13 protein-coding genes, 1 tRNA gene and 1 riboswitch are annotated in these 20845 nt (G+C 40.5%); of the genes, 8 read left to right on the top strand and 6 right to left on the bottom strand.

What is annotated here, in order from left to right; all coding sequences use genetic code 11:
• Positions 1–87: 87 nt before the first annotated feature.
• Positions 88–164 (top strand) — tRNA-Asp (locus tag L4C37_RS08760).
• Between the two features lie 493 nt (positions 165–657).
• Here L4C37_RS08760 and L4C37_RS08755 read toward each other — a convergent pair.
• Entirely contained in the window at positions 658–1932 is a 1275-nt protein-coding gene (locus L4C37_RS08755) for a cation:proton antiporter (protein WP_429768356.1), read from the bottom strand.
• Positions 1933–2126: 194 nt separating this feature from the next.
• Between L4C37_RS08755 and metH the strand changes: the two genes are divergently transcribed.
• On the top strand, positions 2127–5804 hold the full coding sequence (metH, locus tag L4C37_RS08750) for a methionine synthase (RefSeq protein ID WP_429768355.1): 3678 nt from the start codon (positions 2127–2129) through the stop codon (positions 5802–5804).
• Between the two features lie 78 nt (positions 5805–5882).
• On the opposite strand, the gene lysC is transcribed toward metH, so the two are convergent.
• Positions 5883–7253, bottom strand: a complete 1371-nt coding sequence (gene lysC / locus L4C37_RS08745) for a lysine-sensitive aspartokinase 3 (protein ID WP_429768354.1) — start codon at positions 7251–7253, stop codon at positions 5883–5885.
• 104 nt (positions 7254–7357) lie between these two features.
• Positions 7358–7534: riboswitch (Lysine riboswitch) on the bottom strand.
• Positions 7535–7708: 174 nt separating this feature from the next.
• On the opposite strand from lysC, the gene L4C37_RS08740 reads away from it, so the two are divergent.
• On the top strand, positions 7709–8848 hold the full coding sequence (locus L4C37_RS08740; RefSeq protein WP_429768353.1) for a pyridoxal-phosphate-dependent aminotransferase family protein: 1140 nt from the start codon (positions 7709–7711) through the stop codon (positions 8846–8848).
• Positions 8849–8974: 126 nt separating this feature from the next.
• Here L4C37_RS08740 and L4C37_RS08735 read toward each other — a convergent pair whose 3' ends face one another.
• The 4 genes from L4C37_RS08735 to L4C37_RS08720 all read right to left on the bottom strand — a co-directional run bounded on the left by L4C37_RS08735 (position 8975) and on the right by L4C37_RS08720 (position 15425).
• On the bottom strand, positions 8975–10723 hold the full coding sequence (locus tag L4C37_RS08735; protein WP_429768352.1) for a PglL family O-oligosaccharyltransferase: 1749 nt from the start codon (positions 10721–10723) through the stop codon (positions 8975–8977).
• 110 nt (positions 10724–10833) lie between these two features.
• Entirely contained in the window at positions 10834–13662 is a 2829-nt protein-coding gene (gene uvrA / locus L4C37_RS08730) for an excinuclease ABC subunit UvrA (RefSeq protein ID WP_429768351.1), read from the bottom strand.
• Between the two features lie 136 nt (positions 13663–13798).
• The gene (gene galU, locus L4C37_RS08725) at positions 13799–14671 is read right to left on the bottom strand and encodes a UTP--glucose-1-phosphate uridylyltransferase GalU (protein WP_137374387.1); all 873 of its coding nucleotides are present in this window, start codon (positions 14669–14671) and stop codon (positions 13799–13801) included.
• 106 nt (positions 14672–14777) lie between these two features.
• Positions 14778–15425: a LuxR C-terminal-related transcriptional regulator gene (locus L4C37_RS08720; RefSeq protein WP_137374388.1), complete on the bottom strand. Its 648-nt coding sequence runs from the start codon at positions 15423–15425 to the stop codon at positions 14778–14780.
• 277 nt (positions 15426–15702) lie between these two features.
• On the opposite strand from L4C37_RS08720, the gene L4C37_RS08715 reads away from it, so the two are divergent.
• The 5 genes from L4C37_RS08715 to L4C37_RS08695 all read left to right on the top strand — a co-directional run bounded on the left by L4C37_RS08715 (position 15703) and on the right by L4C37_RS08695 (position 20845).
• Positions 15703–16260, top strand: a complete 558-nt coding sequence (locus L4C37_RS08715) for a single-stranded DNA-binding protein (protein ID WP_137374389.1) — start codon at positions 15703–15705, stop codon at positions 16258–16260.
• Between the two features lie 168 nt (positions 16261–16428).
• A complete protein-coding gene (gene csrD / locus L4C37_RS08710) occupies positions 16429–18420 on the top strand; it encodes an RNase E specificity factor CsrD (RefSeq protein WP_429768350.1) in 1992 nt (663 codons plus the stop codon).
• Between the two features lie 7 nt (positions 18421–18427).
• Positions 18428–19870 (top strand): MSHA biogenesis protein MshI, encoded by a 1443-nt coding sequence (locus L4C37_RS08705; RefSeq protein ID WP_429768349.1) that lies wholly within the window; start codon positions 18428–18430, stop codon positions 19868–19870.
• The gene (locus L4C37_RS08700) at positions 19870–20517 is read left to right on the top strand and encodes a type IV pilus inner membrane component PilO (RefSeq protein WP_137374392.1); all 648 of its coding nucleotides are present in this window, start codon (positions 19870–19872) and stop codon (positions 20515–20517) included. Before L4C37_RS08705 ends, L4C37_RS08700 begins: the two co-directional genes overlap by 1 nt.
• A gap of 13 nt (positions 20518–20530) precedes the next feature.
• Positions 20531–20845 carry an MSHA biogenesis protein MshK gene (locus L4C37_RS08695; protein WP_429768359.1) on the top strand — a complete coding sequence of 105 codons (315 nt, stop codon included), beginning with the start codon at positions 20531–20533 and terminating at the stop codon, positions 20843–20845.

The following is a 20845-nucleotide window of genomic DNA, read 5'->3' as shown; positions in this document are numbered from 1 at the left end:
GAGTAGGACATCGCCAGGCTTTAAATTATAATCTTTAGGTTGACCAACCTGGAGATATGGACGCTCACTTAGTGAGTTGACCACTGCGGAGTGGTAGTTCAGTTGGTTAGAATACCGGCCTGTCACGCCGGGGGTCGCGGGTTCGAGTCCCGTCCACTCCGCCACTATTTGAAAAGCCCTAGTCTTACGACTAGGGCTTTTTTACGTTTAAGGTATTAGTAGTTAAATTCATAATTTTTCTAACGGCACTTTTGCTCTTCAAACAATTTTCTAGGTAGGGGTGATAGCTCTTAGAGGCTTACTAGCTATGAAAGATATATTTTGAATATATACTCGGTTGCTAATTTCTCAGAGCTTAATACCCCGTCTAAATTTACCCACCAGAACGATAGAATTAATTAAGCGCACATGCTTGGCTCTCACTTATTTAAAAAACAGGTACAGTAAAGTTATGGACTTTCATGTGCCCCAAGTTTCGATCGAAGAATTCTTTACCATTAATTGTAGCTGTAGATCTTCTGGATATAAGGGGGATCTTTACACAGACATTTTGCTGTGCCTTTTAAACGATGAATATCTGCTTAGCTAATGGGTTTTAACTATAAGGTTATATGTAACATAGCAGCTCATGGCTGCTATGTTTGTGGTTATCTTACGCTACTCTCTTTCAGCAAGTTTTGCTTTTTCTATCATAGGAGTGATTGTTGAGCCTTGAATCAAAATAGAAAAAACAACAACTGAGTAGGTCATCACAAGAATAATCTCTTTTACATCGATGAGTTTATCAGGAATAACAAGGACTCCTGATGGTATCGATAATGCCATTGCAAGAGCTAATCCACCCCGTAACCCGCCCCATGTCAGTATCTTTACCGCCCAAGGGTTATACTCTCTGTAGCGTTTAAACCCTAAGTATGAAATGTAGACACTTAGGTAACGTGCTCCTAAGACTAACGGAATTGAAAAAGCCATTAATATCCAGTCTTCTTTATGAAAATCAAAAAGCAGCATAGACATACCGATAAGTAAGAATAGGACACCATTTAGGAATTCATCGATGAGCTCCCAAAAATGATCTAAGTGTTCTTCGCTTTCTTTAGAGAAGCCAATAAAGCGTGTCCAATTTCCTATCATAATGCCAGATACGACCATGGAAAGAGGACCTGACACATGTATAACGTCTGCAAACACATACCCAGCAGTTGGAATTCCTATTGTCAGTAACAGTTCCATTGAATGGTCATCAGTTGCACTGATTAGGTAATGGAATAGGAGACCCAATGCGAAGCCATAAACAATGCCACCAATTGCTTCCTGTGCGAATAACATACTGACACTGCCTAGCGTTGGTGTTTCTGTGCCAAAGGCTATGGTGAAAATAGTTACGAAGATCACTAAACCGAATCCATCATTGAATAATGATTCTCCTTCAATTTGAGTTGAAATACGTCTGGGCGCATCCAACTTTTTAACAATGGCGAGAACGGCAATCGGATCGGTTGGCGATATTAATGAACCAAACAATAGGCAGTATATAAAATCAAATTCAATTCCGATGAGATGACAAAATCCATATAGGGCTCCTCCAATGAAAAATGTAGAAAAGAGTGTTGCCCCTAAAGCAAGCACTGTAATTTCCCATTTTTGATCTTTTAGGTTTGGAAGCTTAATGCCTAATCCACCTGCAAAAAGTAAAAAACCTAAAATCCCCTTAAGTAAGAAGTCTTCGAAATTAATACTTGATACTGTTTCTGAGGCGAGTTGGGATAGTTGAAACCAATCGTTTTGCCCTGCAATTAAAATCAGTAGCGACAGCATCATTGACCCTGCTGTAATTGCGATAGTTGTTTGCATCTTACCTATTTTGCTATTTATAAATGCTATGAGCATTGCTGCTGCAGAAAGGAAGCAAAGCGTATAGTAGACCGACATATTGAGCTCTTATTGTGTAACAAATTATTACATGAGATTCTCATTTTTAAGTGAGTAAATAGCAACCACTTTTTGTCATGCTATTGTGAATTTGGCTTATTAGTCTTTTACAAAATTAAAGCTATTTTAGACGTCTAGATTTCTACTTTTTATATGGTAGGATGGATGGATAACTAAAGGAATGAGGCTGTACTGTGGGAAGTAATATTAGACAACAAATTGTTGCTCAATTAGAACAGAGAATTTTGCTGATTGATGGTGGTATGGGCACCATGATTCAGGACTACAAGTTAGAAGAGAATGATTATCGAGGAGATCGTTTTGCTGATTGGCATTGTGATCTTAAAGGTAATAATGACTTGCTTGTGCTTTCTAAGCCTCAACTCATCAAAGATATTCATAACCAGTACTTGGAGGCTGGGGCTGATATCTTAGAAACGAACACATTTAATGCAACTACCATTGCCATGGCTGACTATGACATGGAAAGCCTTAGTGAAGAGATCAATTTCGCTGCGGCAAAACTCGCTCGTGAAGCTGCAGATGAATGGACTGCTAAAACTCCAAATAAACCTAGGTATGTTGCAGGTGTTCTTGGACCTACTAATAGAACCTGTACGATATCTCCGGATGTGAACGACCCTGGATTTCGGAATGTTACGTTTGACGAATTAGTTAAGGCTTACTCTGAGTCAACCCGTGCACTTATTAAAGGTGGTGCGGACCTTATCTTAATTGAAACTATCTTTGATACTCTCAATGCTAAAGCTTGTTCTTTTGCTGTTGAAACCGTATTCGATGAAGATGGTATTATTTTACCAGTGATGATCTCCGGTACAATTACCGATGCTTCAGGGCGAACTCTTTCTGGCCAAACAACAGAAGCTTTCTACAATGCTTTACGCCATGTAAAACCGATATCCTTTGGTCTTAACTGTGCATTAGGTCCGGATGAATTACGTGAATACGTGAGTGAACTCTCTCGTATTTCTGAATGCAGTGTTTCTGCTCACCCAAATGCTGGTTTGCCTAATGCTTTTGGTGAGTATGACCTTTCTCCTGAAGATATGGCAGAGCATGTTAAAGAATGGGCTGAAAGTGGCTTCCTCAACCTAATTGGTGGTTGTTGTGGTACTACGCCAGAACATATTCGTCAAATGGCAGAGGTTGTTGAAGGAGTTAAACCTCGCCAGTTACCCGACATTCCAGTAGCTTGCCGGTTGTCAGGCTTAGAGCCTCTTACTATTTCAAAAGAATCTTTATTTGTTAACGTTGGTGAACGAACCAACGTAACTGGTTCTGCACGTTTCAAACGATTGATAAAAGAAGAGCTGTATGATGAAGCATTGAGTGTTGCTCGAGAACAGGTTGAAAATGGTGCTCAAATCATCGATATCAACATGGATGAAGGTATGCTTGATGCAGAAGCTTGCATGGTTCGCTTCTTAAATCTATGCGCTTCAGAACCTGAAATATCTAAAGTACCAGTCATGGTTGATTCTTCAAAATGGGAAGTAATTGAGGCAGGTCTTAAATGTATTCAAGGTAAAGGCATCGTAAACTCCATCTCTTTGAAAGAAGGCAAAGAGAAATTTGTTGAACAAGCCAAGCTTGTGCGACGTTATGGCGCAGCTGTCATTGTGATGGCATTTGACGAAGTTGGTCAGGCTGATACAAGAGAACGAAAATTAGAAATCTGTACGAATGCTTATAACATTCTTGTCGATGAAGTTGGTTTCCCACCTGAAGATATTATCTTTGACCCGAACATTTTCGCTGTTGCTACTGGTATTGATGAACATAACAATTATGCGGTTGATTTCATTGAGGCTGTCGGTGATATCAAACGAGATTTACCCCATGCAATGATATCAGGCGGCGTGTCTAACGTTTCATTCTCATTCCGAGGAAATAATTACGTACGTGAAGCTATTCATGCCGTATTCCTATATCACTGTTTTAAAAATGGTATGGATATGGGGATCGTTAATGCTGGGCAACTAGAAATTTATGACAACGTTCCTGAAGACTTAAGAGAAGCCGTTGAAGATGTCGTTTTAAACCGTCGTGATGATTCGACTGAACGCTTGCTAGATATTGCGACAGAGTACTTAGAACGTGCTGTTGGAAAAGTTGAAGACAAATCAGCGCTGGAGTGGCGAACTTGGTCTGTGGAGAAGCGTTTAGAGCATTCTCTAGTCAAAGGGATTACTGATTTCATTGTCGACGATACAGAAGAAGCTCGCGTGAATGCTTCTCGCCCTATTGAGGTAATTGAAGGTCCCTTAATGGATGGCATGAACGTTGTCGGTGACTTGTTTGGTGAAGGTAAAATGTTCTTGCCTCAAGTGGTTAAATCCGCTCGAGTAATGAAGCAAGCTGTTGCTCATTTAGAACCTTTTATTAACGCGACTAAAGATGTGGGAGCCACAAACGGTAAGATCCTACTTGCAACAGTTAAAGGTGATGTTCACGATATCGGTAAGAATATTGTAGGAGTTGTGCTTCAGTGTAATAACTATGAAATTATCGATCTTGGTGTCATGGTTTCTTGTGAAAAAATTCTTAAAGTAGCCAAAGAAGAAAATGTCGACATTATCGGTCTCTCGGGGTTAATTACTCCCTCTCTTGATGAAATGGTTCATGTTGCCAAAGAGATGGAACGACAGGGTTTCAAGCTTCCATTGCTCATTGGTGGTGCAACAACATCAAAAGCGCACACCGCTGTTAAAATTGAACAAAACTATTCGGAGCCAGTTGTGTATGTTAACAATGCATCTCGTGCCGTAGGTGTGTGTACTTCTTTGCTGTCGGATGAACTAAAACCTGATTTTGTTGAAAAGTTAGAGTTAGATTATGAGCGGGTTCGTGATCAGCATAATCGTAAAAAACCAAGAACCAAACCAGTATCCTTAGAAAGAGCAAGAGCTAATCGAGTGAATATTGATTGGGCTAACTACACACCGCCAGCTCCGACTAACCCTGGTGTTCACATCTTTGATGACTTCGATATTAAGACGTTACGAGAGTATATAGATTGGACTCCTTTCTTTATGACGTGGTCGTTAATGGGTAAATACCCTGCAATTCTTGATCATGAAGAAGTCGGTGAAGAAGCTAAGCGTTTATATAAAGACGCAAATGAACTGCTAGATCGAGTTGAGAAAGAAAAATTACTCGAGGCTCGTGGTATGTGTGCGATGTTCCCAGCTAATAGCGTTGGTGATGATATTGAGGTTTACACTGATGAGTCTCGAACTGAGGTACTTAAAGTGCTGCATAACCTTCGTCAGCAAACTGAAAAACCGAAAGGCTTTAACTACTGTTTATCTGATTACATCGCACCTAAAGAAAGTGGAAAACCAGACTGGATTGGTGGCTTTGCTGTGACGGGTGGTATTGGTGAACGTGAATTGGCTGATGAATATAAAGCGAATGGCGATGATTACAATGCAATTATGATTCAAGCTGTCGCGGATCGCTTAGCCGAAGCTTTTGCTGAGTACCTCCATAAAGAAGTGCGTAAGAATATTTGGGGTTACTCTCCGGATGAAAATTTAACCAATGATGATTTAATCCGCGAAAAATACCAAGGTATTCGCCCTGCACCTGGTTATCCAGCTTGTCCAGAGCATACTGAGAAGGGAACGTTGTGGGAATTAATGGATGTTGAGAAGGCAATAGATATGTCTTTAACAACTAGTTACGCAATGTGGCCCGGTGCCTCTGTTTCAGGTATGTACTTCTCACACCCTGACTCTCGCTACTTTGCTATTGCTCAAATACAACAAGACCAAGTGGAAAGTTATGCTGATCGCAAAGGTTGGGATATGTTAGAAGCTGAAAAATGGTTAGGTCCGAACATTAACTAGAGTTATCTGGACTGATATCGATTAAAAAGGGTTGCTGATGGGCAACCCTTTTTATTTTTTGAAACGTTTAATCTGAGGTTAGTCTTCAAAAAGCTCTTTGTGTAATTTTTGGATAGCAGCACGAGAAACCGATTCATGAAGCAAGAAGCATAAGTTATGTGGGCTTGCTCCATAGCAAATCATTCGCAAATTAAAATCTTCTAGTGTTCCGAAAACTTGTTTCGCATAGCCTTTACTCTCACTCATATTGTTACCAATTAGAGCAACTAAACATAGGTTATGTTCTATATCTACAGTACATAACTCTTCCAGCTCTTTTCTGGCAATTTCTGGAAGCTCGGGAGCGCCACCTGATGTGTCTGTTTGATCAAGAGTTAAAGATACGCTGATCTCTGACGTGGTGATTAGATCTACAGATATCTTATGTTTTGCGAGAATCTCAAACACTTTGGCTAAAAAACCATAAGCGTGGAACATGTTAGCACTGCGTAAAGTGACCATCGTTTGATTACAACGTAAAGCTAAAGATCTGAATAGAGGAGAGCTTTCCACTTGCTGACGAATCCAAGTTCCTCCTTTTTCAGGTTCTTTAGATGAGCCAACGAAAACAGGTATTTGATGACGTAAAGCAGGTACGAGGGTTGAAGGGTGTAGAATTTTTGCACCAAAATTCGCCATCTCAGAAGCTTCACTAAAGCTAATTTCAGGAATAGGAGAGGCTTTTGGTGCGATTCGAGGATCGGTTGTGTAAATCCCAGGTACATCGGTCCAAATTTCTAGCCCAGATGCTTGAACAGACTCTGCAATTAATGCTGCTGAGTAATCACTTCCACCTCGACCTAATGTTGTGGTGTTTCCGTCGCTGTCCGCACCTATGAACCCTTGTGTGACAACTACTTGAGAATGACACAATGGGATTAGCTTTTCTGTTGCTAATGATGAAATTTCATCTAATAGCGGTTCAGCTTTACCAAAAGCATTGGTTGTTCTTAGTACTTCACGAATATCAAAGCGCACAGCTTGCGTGCCTCTTTCGCGCAATATTTGAGCGAGAAGGTGAGTTGACATTAGTTCACCACAAGCAACAAGGTGATCGGTGAGTTTTGCACTCGACTGGAATGATGCAGCTTCTGCGGCGCTAGCGATGTTATCTAAAATGGTGTGAATATCTTTTTCAACGGCAACAGGATCAGCAAGCTCATCCAAAATTGCATGGTGAATTTCAGTTAATTGGCGGAGCAGTTCTGATCTGCGAGTTTTATCTTGAACACCATTGGCAAGTTCGACTAAAAGATTAGTTACGCCTGAACAAGCACTGCTCACTATGAGTTTTGTATTTGGGTTGTTTTCGATAATAGCAGCACAACGGCTCATTGATTCAAAGTTGGCAACACTTGTTCCACCAAACTTAGCGACATTAAAAGAACCAGCTACATTAATTGCGCTCACGATGTTTCTCCCACGACTTCCTAAATAAAATTACGGTTGGTAATCCAACATCCAATGTTTGAAGAGAGTTTTTGAGCAAATAGAGAGGTATTAATAGAATTGTAAACCTCAGAAGCTCTTCACCATATAGAAATGATGACAGTCGACGGGATTCAACCCAATCAACCGATAACACGAGCCCACATGCTTGTATTATCTCGGCATTGCTCCCCCTGAATATTTTGTATTGGAAATGAGGTTCCACAAAATATCTGCCTGGGCAATGCTCCTCTTCTGCTTGATAGCCATTTCATTGAACGTTTTTGTGCTAAGAATGTCAATCGGTAACTGAATATAAATAGTAAATTAAATTTAACAACTTTGTGACACTGGTTTGACCTCATACTTACGGCTAATTGATGCCTGTGAAAAATTGTTTTAGTGTGGATATCTAAATCACTGACTCAGGGATGCACATGTCTAGTTTTCATTCTCCAAATTCTATCCAAAGCTTTATTCCTCCTCATCGAACGTTAATGGGGCCAGGACCTTCCGATATTTCGCCTCAAGTTCTTCAAGCACTTAGTCGCCCAACTATAGGTCACCTTGACCCTTTATTTATTGGCATGATGGATGAACTTAAGCAGCTATTGAAATATGCCTTCCAAACTGAAAATGAATTCACAATTGCTGTCTCTGCGCCAGGTAGTGCGGGTATGGAAACTTGCTTTGTTAACTTGATAGAACCAGGTGAAAAAGTCGTAGTTTGCCGAAATGGTGTCTTTGGAGAACGCATGCGTGAAAACGTAGTACGTTGCGGTGGTGAAGCCATTTTAGTTGATGATGAGTGGGGTGCTCCTGTTTCTGTTGAAAAAGTCGAGCAGGCACTAAAAGCCAACCCTGATGCAGTTGCAGTGGCATTTGTACATGCAGAAACTTCTACAGGTGCACTTTCTGATGCTGAGGCTATTTCTCAGGTTGCAAGGCAGTATGATGCGCTTTCTATTGTTGATGCTGTGACTTCTCTTGGTGGTGTGCCCTTACTTGTTGATGAGTGGCAGTTGGATGCAGTTTATTCAGGTAGCCAAAAATGCTTGTCGTGTGTGCCAGGGCTATCTCCTGTGACCTTATCTAAAAAGGCAGTGGATAAAATACAAAAGCGTGAGACCCCTGTACAAAGTTGGTTTCTAGACCAAAGCCTTGTCTTAGGCTATTGGAGTGGAGAAGGGAAGCGTAGTTACCATCACACGGCTCCGGTAAATAGCTTATATGCACTACATGAATCCTTAGTTGCGCTTAAAAATGAAGGGCTTGAACAAGCTTGGGCAAGACATCAAAGCATGCACAATAAGCTAAAGGTTGGGCTTGAAAAACTAGGCTTTTCGTTTGTGGTGCCTGAAGGAAGCCGCTTACCTCAATTGAACGCTATTTATATACCTGAAGGCATTGATGAAGCTAAAGTTAGAGGAGACTTACTTGAACAGTACAACCTAGAAATTGGCGCAGGGCTGGGTTCATTAGCTGGAAAGGCTTGGCGTATTGGTTTAATGGGCTATGGTGCTAGAAATGAAAATGTTTCTCTATGCTTGAGAGCATTAGAAGAAGTAATGAACTAGGTGATTTAGCTATTTACATAGTTAGTGTTGGTAAATAGATACGTCACTTAAATAGACTAACCAGTAGAGCTGTCTCGTTTAAAGAAAAGCCCTTCCTACTAGTCATAGAGGAAGGGCTTTTTTGTATCATTTAGCTGAAGATACTGCCGTCGATACTGGTTGGTATTGTATTTGAGAAAAGTCTTTTAATGGGAACAAAAACTCGGCTTCTCTGCGTATTTGCTCAGCTTTACTTACCTCACCTATACCTTGGTATGCCAGGACCAAATTACTGTAGAATGCAGGTCTTGGCTTGCTTTTAATAATCTCTAATGACCAATCAATGTACGGCTGAATTAGCTCAGGATCGTTTTTATACAAACCTATATTTAAGTAAGTACTATAAACATCCCAATCAAACCTATCCTTCCAAACGACTGGGTTGGTGACTTGCTTCAGGATATCTGGGTTTTTAGGGCGTGATTGCTCAAATTTGGTCAATATATAATTCGTGTGCAATGCACTTAGCATGTAAAAGCCAACAAGTATCGGCAAAACTAAACTGGTAACCCGAAATGTTGTCTTATTAATCACACCAAAGCTTTTTTGAGAATAGCGTGAGACGCGTTGATCAACCCAGTAAAGCAAAATGATGAAAGTAATCCAGTGAACAGCTGAGTGATAAAATGGATATTCTAGCTGAGAATGCAAAACAATAGGGATGAAGAGGGCTAACATGGCCAACCGAGTGCCTTTACTCGCACTTGATATTCTAACAAGCACTAGCCCAGCTGCGAGAAAAATACCAATTAAGGGTAAAATTCCACCTTCTGCACCCCAGTAAAGTAATTCATTGTGAGGGTGATCCATTGCAGGTAATCCCGGGCGATAGCTGCTATTTAGCTGGTGCTGGCGTGCAGTATAAAGCGTATATTCAGATTCAAATTTGCCATAGCCGTAACCAGTCAATGGCTTTTCTGTCAGCATATCGAGAGTTTGGGGAAAGGTATAAGCTCTTGGGCTCTCTAAATGAGCTCTCTTAGAAGCTAGGCTGTCCCCTGTGTTTATAATAACAAAACCGATGGTAATCCCAACAACAGCAGAAATACACCATCCCAGAAAGCGTTTTGTTGTTGAAAATCGGTAGAGGTAAGGAAGAATAAGCAGAACCCCAATGATACTCGCTAGCCACCCAGTACGAGAGGCAATAATGATGAGCAGAGGAATAGTGACTGTTGGAATTATGTAAAGAAGGGCCGATTCACTGAGCTTATGGTTGTATTTGTGAGGTTGCCTGGCCAGTAAATAAGCTGAAAGCACAAGCCCTGTAGCAAGAAAACTTGCCATTACATTCGGCTGTTGGAAAATACCATAGGGTCTATTACTTATGGTGTTGTAGCCAAAGATATTCCCAGGCTCAAGGTGGAAAAATTGAACATAGCCAAAAATTGCTTGCAGTAAGACCGCTAGCACAATGAGCCACAGAAGGCGCTGCTTATGTCTATTACTGAAATGAAACTGTTGTAATAAAACGAAGAAAATAAAGCCTGTCCATAGCCCTGCTAGTCGGCCTGCTGCACCGGAAATGTCAGCATTGCTGTATAGGATTGGAGTGGTAAGTATTATACAACTGACAAATAAACCGATGGTCAATTTTGTGTAGCGAATTACACGGTTTGTTGCTAGTTGATAAAAGCCAATCGCCAAGCTGAAGCTGAGAGCGAACCAAGTAGTTGGATTAAAGGAGAGTGCTAAGCCTGAGCCTCCGGGGTTAGGCATGAAAAAATGCATAGCAAGAAGAAACACTACCGCTAAGGAAGCAAGAAATACTCGATTTAAAGGAAGAGCTTGAGTATTACGATCTAATTGTGTCCCGCTTTTATGTATTGTGACCATATATCCTAACCTTGGAAAAAGAAGAGCTTGCCTTATCAAGCAAGCTCTACACACTAACATTTTTTACTATTGCTCGCTGTCGGAGATTTACTCTCGACGATTATAGCTTTTTATAACTTTAACATGGGCTTAAGGAATCGAGCTGTATGAGAACCTTCGACTTGCGCCACATCTTCTGGTGTTCCTGATGCAATGATTTCACCACCGCCTTGCCCACCTTCCGGACCTAAATCAATAATCCAATCCGCTGTTTTGATTACATCTAAATTATGCTCAATGACGACAACCGTATTTCCATGATCTCTAAGCCTGTGTAAAACGACTAACAGCTGTTGAATATCGTGGAAGTGTAACCCTGTGGTTGGTTCATCTAAAATATAGAGTGTTTTTCCAGTATCGCGTTTGGACAGTTCTCGTGCTAGTTTGACACGTTGAGCCTCCCCTCCAGAAAGTGTTGTTGCCGCTTGACCTAATCGGATATATGAAAGCCCTACATCCATTAATGTTTGTAATCTTCTAGCTATTACAGGAACAGGCTTGAAGAACTCATGCGCATCTTCGACAGTCATCGCTAATGCTTCATCAATGGTTTTTCCTTTGTATCTGACTTCTAAAGTTTCTCGGTTATAGCGTTTACCTTTACAAACATCACAAGGAACATAAACATCAGGTAGAAAGTGCATTTCTACTTTGATGACGCCATCGCCTTGGCAGGCTTCGCATCGACCGCCCCTTACATTAAAGCTAAATCTTCCTGGTTTATAACCGCGAGAACGAGACTCTTGAGTGCCTGCAAACAATTCTCGGATTGGAGTGAAGATTCCCGTGTAAGTCGCTGGATTTGATCTTGGCGTTCTGCCTATTGGACTTTGATCGATGTCGATCACTTTATCGAAGTGCTCTAATCCTTTCATTTTTTTATAGGGAGCCGGCACTGCCGTGGTTGCACCATTTAATTGAGTATGTGCAACCTTAAAGAAGGTGTCATTGATTAACGTAGATTTACCAGAGCCCGATACACCAGTGATACAGCTAAATAACCCAACAGGTATCGTTGCGGTAATTTCTTTTAAGTTGTTACCAGTAGCTCCGATGATTTCGACCACTTTCTTTTTATCAATCGGCGTTCTTTTTTCTGGAATCGCAATTTCTTTTTTACCACTGAGATATTGACCTGTCAGTGAGTCAGGGTTTTCCATTATTTCAGCCATTGTCCCTTCAGCAACCACATGACCACCATGCACACCAGCTCCTGGACCAATATCTATGACATGGTCTGCACACCTGATTGCGTCTTCATCATGCTCAACAACCAATACGGTGTTGCCAAGATCTCTAAGGTGGATCAATGTTTTGAGCAAGCGTTCATTATCTCGTTGGTGGAGACCGATAGAAGGCTCATCTAAAACATACATTACCCCCATCAAACCAGCACCAATTTGGCTAGCTAAACGGATTCGTTGAGCTTCACCACCGGATAAGGTCTCAGCACTTCGTGAAAGGTTCAGGTAATTTAAGCCAACGTTAACTAGGAAATGCAGACGATCATTAATCTCTTTCATGATTTTTTCTGCTATTTGAGCGCGTTGACCTTCCAGCTTCAATGTTTGGAAAAAATGAAGTGCATCTGCAATGCTCAATTCTACAATTTCCGGTAAAGCGGTATCCGCAATAAAAACATTTCTAGCTTCTACTCTTAATCTTGTTCCGCCGCAGCTAGAGCAAGACTTAGTCGAAATGTATTTGGCTAAATCTTCACGAACAGCGCTCGATTCCGTATCGTGGTATCGACGCTCTAAGGTATTTAAAATACCTTCGAAAGGATGTCTTTTTAATCTGATATCACCGCGGTCATTGATGTACTTAAATTCAACCTCAGTATGCCCAGAGCCTTTCAAAATGATGTCTTTAGTCTTCTTGGGAAGTGAAGAAAAAGGAGCATAGAGATCGAAACCATAATGCTCAGATAAAGATGTGAGCATTTGGAAATAGTAATAATTCTTTTGATCCCAGCCTTTAATAGCACCTTCAGCAATACTTAATTTTTCATCTAAAATGACTCTGCTTGGATCAAAATACTGTTGAACACCTAAACCATCACATGTACCGCATGCTCCTGCGGGGTTGTTGAAGGAAAAGAGCCTTGGTTCCAATTCTTGCATGCTATAACCGCATTGGTTACATGCAAAGTTAGCAGAGAAGACTATTTCCTCTTGGTCGGTTTCATCCATCCATCCAGCTACTGCTATTCCACCAGAAAGTTCTAGTGCGGTTTCAAAAGATTCTGAAAGTCGCTGCTGTAGATCAGGGCGTACTTTAAAACGGTCAACGACAACTTCGATAGTGTGTTTTTTATGAAGTTCTAATGCTGGTGGATCGGATAGATCGCAAGTCTCACCATCAATTCGAGCGCGAATAAAGCCCTGAGCTGCAAGGTTTTCGAGCGTTTTAACATGCTCACCTTTACGTTCTTTCACAATCGGGGCGAGCAACATCATTTTAGAACCTTCAGGAAGTTCTAAAACTTTGTCTACCATTTGACTTATGGTTTGAGCTGCTAAAGGAGTGTGATGCTCCGGACATCGAGGCTCCCCAACTCTTGCATAGAATAAACGTAAGTAATCATAAACTTCAGTTATTGTACCAACTGTTGAACGCGGGTTGTGGGATGTTGACTTTTGTTCGATAGAGATTGCTGGAGATAAGCCTTCGATGTGGTCGACATCGGGTTTTTCCATGAGAGATAAAAATTGGCGAGCATATGCTGAAAGGGATTCAACATAGCGGCGTTGTCCTTCTGCATAGAGTGTATCGAACGCCAATGAGGACTTACCTGAACCTGAAAGCCCTGTGATAACAATCAATTTATCTCGGGGGATTGTCAGATTAATGTCTTTAAGGTTATGCGTTCTCGCGCCTCTAATTTCTATTTTATCCATCTCTACCGACCCTGTGTTTTTAGTGGGTAAAGTATTACATAGTGTGAGATTTGTGCAAAGTTTTACTGGATAAAAAAACAGTAAAAAGAAAGGCGACCAATTTGGTCGCCTTTATAATATTTATTAAAATATGAGTTTATGCTTCTTTTTTAGTTGAATGCTTATCTAACTCAACTTTTTTCTGGTCTTTTTTATACAAGTTCTCAAAGCAGTAATTAGTTGCTTCGATATAGCCTTCAACGCTACCACAATCGAATCGGTTACCTTTAAACTTGTAAGCAAGGACGCAGCCTGATTTTGCTTGTTTCAATAAAGCGTCTGTTATTTGAATTTCGCCGCCTTTACCCGGTTCAGTCTGTTCTATCAACTCAAAGATATCAGGTGTCAAAATATAACGACCAATTATTGCAAGGTTACTTGGTGCTGTACCTTGTTCTGGCTTTTCCACCATATTTTCAACACGATAAATATCGTCTTTGATCATTTCACCTGAGATCACGCCATATTTGTGAGTTTCATCTTCAGGTACTTCCTGTACAGCAACAATTGAACAGCGAAAGTGTTTATATAAAGCAACCATTTGAGCTAGAACGCCTTGCTGTTCATTTACACATAAATCGTCTGCTAGCACTACAGCAAAAGGTTCATCACCAACGAGTTCACGACCGGTTAAAATAGCATGCCCTAAACCTTTCATTTCACGTTGACGAATATAGGTGAAGTTAGCGGCTTCAATTGTTTCTCTGATATTGACCAACAGTTCTTCTTTGTTGGTACCACTGATTTGATGTTCAAGTTCGTAGTTCTTATCGAAATGATCCATGATCGAGTGCTTACCTCGACCGGTTACGATACACATACCATTAATCCCAGCTTGAATTGCCTCCTCTACGCCATATTCGATAAGTGGTTTATTGACCACTGGCATCATTTCTTTTGGCATAGATTTCGTTGCTGGTAAGAATCGTGTACCGTAGCCTGCTGCAGGGAAAAGGCATTTATTAATCATGGTAAGCTCTTTATCTATGGATGTTTTTATGTCTGAAATTCTAGCATATCCAATGTGAAATTTTCATGAGTATCAGAAAGCATTATTAATATTTCACTTAACTAAATTAAGAAAGTAAATTCTGATTTGCCCACGCAATGGCTTGAACTCGGTTTTTGACTGCTAGTTTTCTAAATATCTGATAAAGGTGCGATTTGACGGTGAACTCACTAATAAATAAATCGTCTGCTATCTGAATGTTTGATGAACCAGCTTGCAGGCACCGAAGTACTTGGAGCTCTCGAATCGTTAAGTCGACATTGGTTGGAGTGGTATTAGTATCCACAATATTTCGGTAATAAAAAAGAAGTTGGCTTGCAACTTGTCTAGGTAGCCAATTTTGACCGTCTATAATGGCATGCAACCCTTTTGCGATATCTTGTTGGTTACTGCCACTGTAAAATAAGCCCTTTAATATCCCAAAGACAATCAACTCCGCGGTTGTTAGCCTTTTCGTTACATTAAATAATATAATTTCATAGTGCTTCCAAATCACCGGAAGGTTTTCATAGTGATTGAGTAAATTATCGAATTGTTTGTGATCGACAAGTAAAATTCTGTTTCTTTGCTTTTGGTTCACTAACAGCAGTTCATTAGGTGTAATCAGTTGCAATGGTACTGACATATGTTTCTTTATTTGATCCACATGCAAATAAACACTTTCAGGGTCTAAACATAAAAAATGAATAGTACGAGCATAACTGGATTGTTTCATTGAATAACCTTTGGAATGAGCAGTCAGAATACGTTGGCATTCAATTGTTCCATTCTCCATACGAGACTTAATGACTTGCGTTGCATATCAATGCGAAAAGTAAATGTGTGGTTTGTTAGTTGCTTTTTGAGTTACACACCTCTGAAAATCATGATTTATTAGGCTTTTATTTTTTGGTTTCTGACAAGTGTCGGATTGCGATTTATCAGTGTAGAAAAGCATGCTATTCTTGGTCGCTAAAAATTTTATGACACTATGAATTTAGACGGAGCAAATCATGGCTAGCCGTGGAGTTAACAAAGTTATATTGGTGGGTAACCTAGGTAATGACCCAGAAATTCGTTACATGCCAAATGGTGGTGCGGTAGCGAACATTACGATTGCAACGTCAGAATCATGGCGTGACAAAGCAACAGGCGAGCAACGCGAAAAAACAGAATGGCACCGTGTTGCTTTGTTTGGAAAGCTAGCCGAAGTGGCTGGTGAGTACTTGCGTAAAGGTTCTCAAGTTTACATTGAAGGTCAACTTCAAACTCGTAAATGGCAAGATCAGAGCGGTCAGGATCGTTACACTACAGAAGTTGTTGTTCAAGGCTTCAACGGTGTAATGCAAATGCTTGGTGGTCGTGCGCAAGGTGGTGCTCCTGCTCAAGGCGGTATGGGGCAACAGCAACAAGGTGGTTGGGGTCAACCGCAACAACCTGCTGTTCAGCAGCAACAACAGCAGCAATATAATGCTCCTGCTCAACAAAAGGCACCGCAGCAAGCACCTCAACAAGCTCAGCCGCAATACAATGAGCCACCTATGGATTTTGATGACGATATTCCGTTCTAAATCTCACATTTTTAATTAAATGTAATCGAAGATTCATTGCTAAGAATGGAAAAGCCGCGTTCATCGCGGCTTTTTGTTATCCAAAGTTGTTCACGCTTTGTTTACAACTGCATCTATAGTATAAGTAGCAATACGGTATAGTGTGAGTTGAAAAGGATTTCGTTATTCATGAGATATACCCCAACGCTGAAGTTGAGCACAAGATTAATTGCATTTGTCACTGTTATCGTTATTAGTGCAATGTTTATCCTCTTTATTGGGGGAACATTATCTTTTAAGCGAATAGGTCAGGAATACTTAAATCATTATTTGGTGGGTATTGTTGAAGTCGTGGATAAAGAAATGGAAGATCCCGATGCCGCCTATTCTATGCAGCGCTGGATGCCTAAAATGTTGCAAGCAAGCAACATTGTTGAAATGACCCTTTCAAACTCAACTGGTATTGTGTACCGGTTCAAAAATACGTCCCCCAGAATTGATTCAAATCGTCTTTATGAAGAAACATTTACCCTAGATCGGAATGAAGGCTATCAAATATCATTTAAAGCACTCCCTCCCTATATAGGTTACAGCTATTCGTTAGAAGCTATGTGGTCTATTACCCTAGCCGTTGCTCTTATCATTTTTTGCTTAGCTCGGGGGGTTCAATGGCTAAAAGAGCAATTACTTGGCTCTGAAATGTTAGAAGAACGTGGTCGTATGATCTTAGCTGGGCAAGTTGAAGCCCATGCCAAAGGAGATTTAAGAGAGTGGCCTTATACTGCTAGTGAAGCTTTAGATGTGCTTATTGATGAGCTACAAGATGCTCGTCAAGAACGAAGCCGCTTTGATACTTTCATACGAACACAAACCTTCCTCGATAAGCTCACAGGAACGGCTAACCGAGTATTGTTTGATAATAAGCTTGAATCAGCACTATTAGAAAGTGGGGCGAGAGGTGGCATTCTCTTAATCCGTCTCGAAGAGTGGGAACAAATCTGTGAAGAAAATGACAAGCATGTCGCGGATGAATTTATTATTGAAGTTGGTGGGATACTCTCGAATATTGTTCAGCGTTATCCTGATGTTATCTTTTCTCGATATTATGATGCAGATTTTGCGGTATTCATTCCCCATCAAGGCAGTAAAGACATTGCTTCATTAGCATCCCAATGTCTAAGGCAGCTTGAAAAAGTAACACCACCTAAGCCTCTAGATTCGGATAATTGGTGCCATATTGGTGTCACTATGTATTGGGAAGGTGAGCGACATAGCTTAATAATGGATGAAGCCGAGACAGCATTAAAAAGTGCTCAGTTAGAACAAGTTAATAATTGGAGTCGTTACCCTAAAAAAAGTAGGAGTGAATTCGACAGAGGCAGTGTTCGCTGGAGAACATTATTTGATACTGCGCTACAACCGAATAATTTAGTCATTTTCACACAACCTTGCTACTTGCTTTCAAATATCAATCAGCCAGTAGAGTTACATCAAGAAGTATTTGCCCGAATTCAAGATCCTGAGAAAGGTCTATTAAAGGCTTCGCGATTTATGTCGGCGATTGAGCAGGTGGGGTATGAATCTCAGATGGATAGATCTATCCTTATGTTATTGCTTAATAAGTTGAAAGATTCACCTCAATCAATATGTTACTCTATAAACTTGAATGTTGTGCCGTTTTCCAACAAACGGTATTTCAAATGGTTTAGAAATGAGTTATTACAGCTAACAACTACAATGCGAAGCCAATTGAGCTTTGAGTTTCCGGAAGGGCGTTTAATTCAGCACCTTGATTACATGAGACCTGTAGTGAAAATGCTTTCAGGGCTGGGCTGTACTGTTATTGTCGGTCAAGCAGGTAGAACGATTGTAAGCACTCATTATATTAAAGACCTAAAGGTTGATTATTTAAAGCTGCATAGAAGTTTGATCAAAAAAATAGATCGCAGACACGAAAACCAATTGTTTGTTAGAAGCCTGATTGGGGCGTGTGGAAGTTCTTCAACTAAAGTTATTGCTGTAGGTGTTGAAAGTAAGCAAGAACAAGAAACTTTGATTGAACTAGGTGTACATGGCTCACAAGGGCGATATTTCTCAGAAGAGAGACAAATTATTCCTGCTCCTCAACTTGAATCTGTGGTTAAGTTAGGGCGAAGAAATCGATGGCGTAAGAGTAAGTAATTAGACAATGAACTTAAAATCGATATTAGATAAAATTAAGCCGACTAAAGGAAAAAGCCAAGCTCAGACCGTTATGGTTCAGCCTGAGGCTGTCTACGCGTCATCGAATGAAGAACCCCCTGCACCTTTAGTTACTTCTACACAAAATGGCGATTGGGAGTCCGCGCTTGAACTACAGTTAAAAAGCGAAGGGTTTAAAGGCAATAAAGCTCGAATAATTCTGGGTTCAACTTTTTATCAAACGTACCAAATTGAAAAGCCAGAAGTTCCAGAAAGCGAATGGCCGGTCGCGCTTCCGTTTTTATTAAAAGATTTGATCAGTGAAAAAGTGACAGAGATTGTTGCTAATGCTGTCGCACTCCCTACAAGCAATAAGTTACAAGTCTATGTCCTGCCTAAAAAGATACTCAATAAACTTGTTCATATCTCAAACGAATCAGGTATTGAACTTGAATGTGTCGTGCCTGAAGATGAGATTTGGGGGCATGCCGCTGGCGAATTATCTAACTTCATTTTACTTCAGCGCAGTAAAAATGGTCACTTTAAACTTGGTGCGTATGTAGAGCATACAGTTTGTTTCCAACGAACTATTCGTAGTGTTACCCCCCCGTTAACTGGTGTTGCGTCGAGTGCACTTCAACTTGATGGTCTAGCTCTTGAGTTACAGCGTTCAATTGATTACCTGTCTTCCCAAATAAAAGGCACGCAGCTTCATCAACTTAAGATCTGTTGTGATGAAGAAGATGAAGAAGAACTACAAAATGTATTAAATGATACGCTGAGTTCCCAAGTATCTCGATTAACAGAAGTGAACAGAGAAAGTTCTGGAAGCTTTCTTATTGCAATTGCTGAGACAATCCCAGATACGAAGGTCAACCTATATCCAACTCACCTTCGTCCTAAGAAAGAATACTTTACACTGGCGAACGTCGTTGGGAGTTGGCTGGCGATCATTATAGTTTCTTTAAGTAGTTATGCTTATGTTCACTTTGAAGCCGAATCTTTAAATAAAAAATTAGTTATTGAAAGGGCTGAATCCCGAAGCCTCAATCAACAAGTGAGCCAATTGAAAGCAGAACTTGTGCAGCATAAACCTTCGCCTGAAAAAGTCGCAGCAGTTGCTCGGTTAAAGCGTGAGATTCAGTCGAAGCAAGATGCGTTAACTGCGGTTGGAGAATATGATGAGTCTCAAAAAATTGGTTACTCTGGAGTGATGACAGCATTGGCTCAGCTTGGTCGTAATGACATCTCGGTTTCACATATTTATATGAGTAGTGATACTTTAGATTTAGCGGGCTACGCTCGAAATGCTGATGTTATTCCTAATTGGGTTGGTCAGTTTAAAGGGCAAATGGACTTAGTCGGTCGTGCCTTTGAAACACTTAAAATAGGCAGAACGGAACAAGATATCATTACTTTTGAATTACGTACTCGTAGGGAGAAACAGTAATGCAGCAGTGGACGGTAATCAGCGATAAGTTTTTAGCATTGAGTTCACGAGAGAAGTGGTTAGTGACATTGTGTGGTGTTATTGGTTTGTCTTTAGTGCTCTTTACTTTGGTGTTTGAGCCGGCTTATAAAAGCTTACAAGCGAGTAAAATTGAGCATCGGAATTTGGTTCAAGGTAACCAAAGGTTACAAGGTGAGCTTTTAGTATTGCAAGCGAAGTTGAAAAGAAACCCCGATAAAGACATTGATATTGAGTACAAAAATCTATTAGTTCAAAGTCAAGACCTATCGATGAAATTAGCTGAAGTGATTGATGGTCTTATTACTCCAACTCAAATGACAGATTTGCTTGAAAGTGTTTTATCTTCAGGCAAAAAATTAAAATTAGTGTCATTGGAATCATTAAAGCCTGAGTCCATTTCAAATCAAAAATCTGCAAGTGATCAGTCAGGGTACTTCCTCCACCCGGTTCGTATGGAGCTCACTGGGAGCTATTTTGATATCGCAGCTTACCTGCAGGCGTTGGAGGCTTTACCTGTTCAGTATTATTGGCGAAACTTTCAATACACAGTTGAAGAGTATCCAAATGCTAGGCTAGTTTTTGAAGTTTATACCTTAGGCACAAGGCAGGAGTTTATCGGTGGTTAAAGTATTAGCATTTATGGTCTTGGTGACTTCTCAAATTGCGTGGGCAGAGCAAGACCCAACTGCACCACTAGGTTGGATGGTACCTAATCAACCCCAATCTAAACCTGTACAAAAGAAATCAGTGAACTATCGACTGCCCATATTACAAAGCATTGTTTGTAAAGGTGAACAACCTTGTTATGCCGTATTGAATGATGAAATACTTTCTCAAGGTGAGGCTGTTCGAGGCTATCGAATAAAAGAAATAAACCCAGAATACGTCACTCTGCAGAGAAACTCTAAACAGTGGAAGTTGGAAATGTTCTCTTTAGATATTAAGAATAATTAA

The sequence above is a fragment of the Vibrio kagoshimensis genome, assembly GCF_050337535.1.
GTDB lineage: Bacteria > Pseudomonadota > Gammaproteobacteria > Enterobacterales > Vibrionaceae > Vibrio > Vibrio gallaecicus.
The sequence above is the reverse complement of the archived record's forward strand: the minus strand, read 5'-3'. Positions and strand labels throughout refer to the sequence as shown.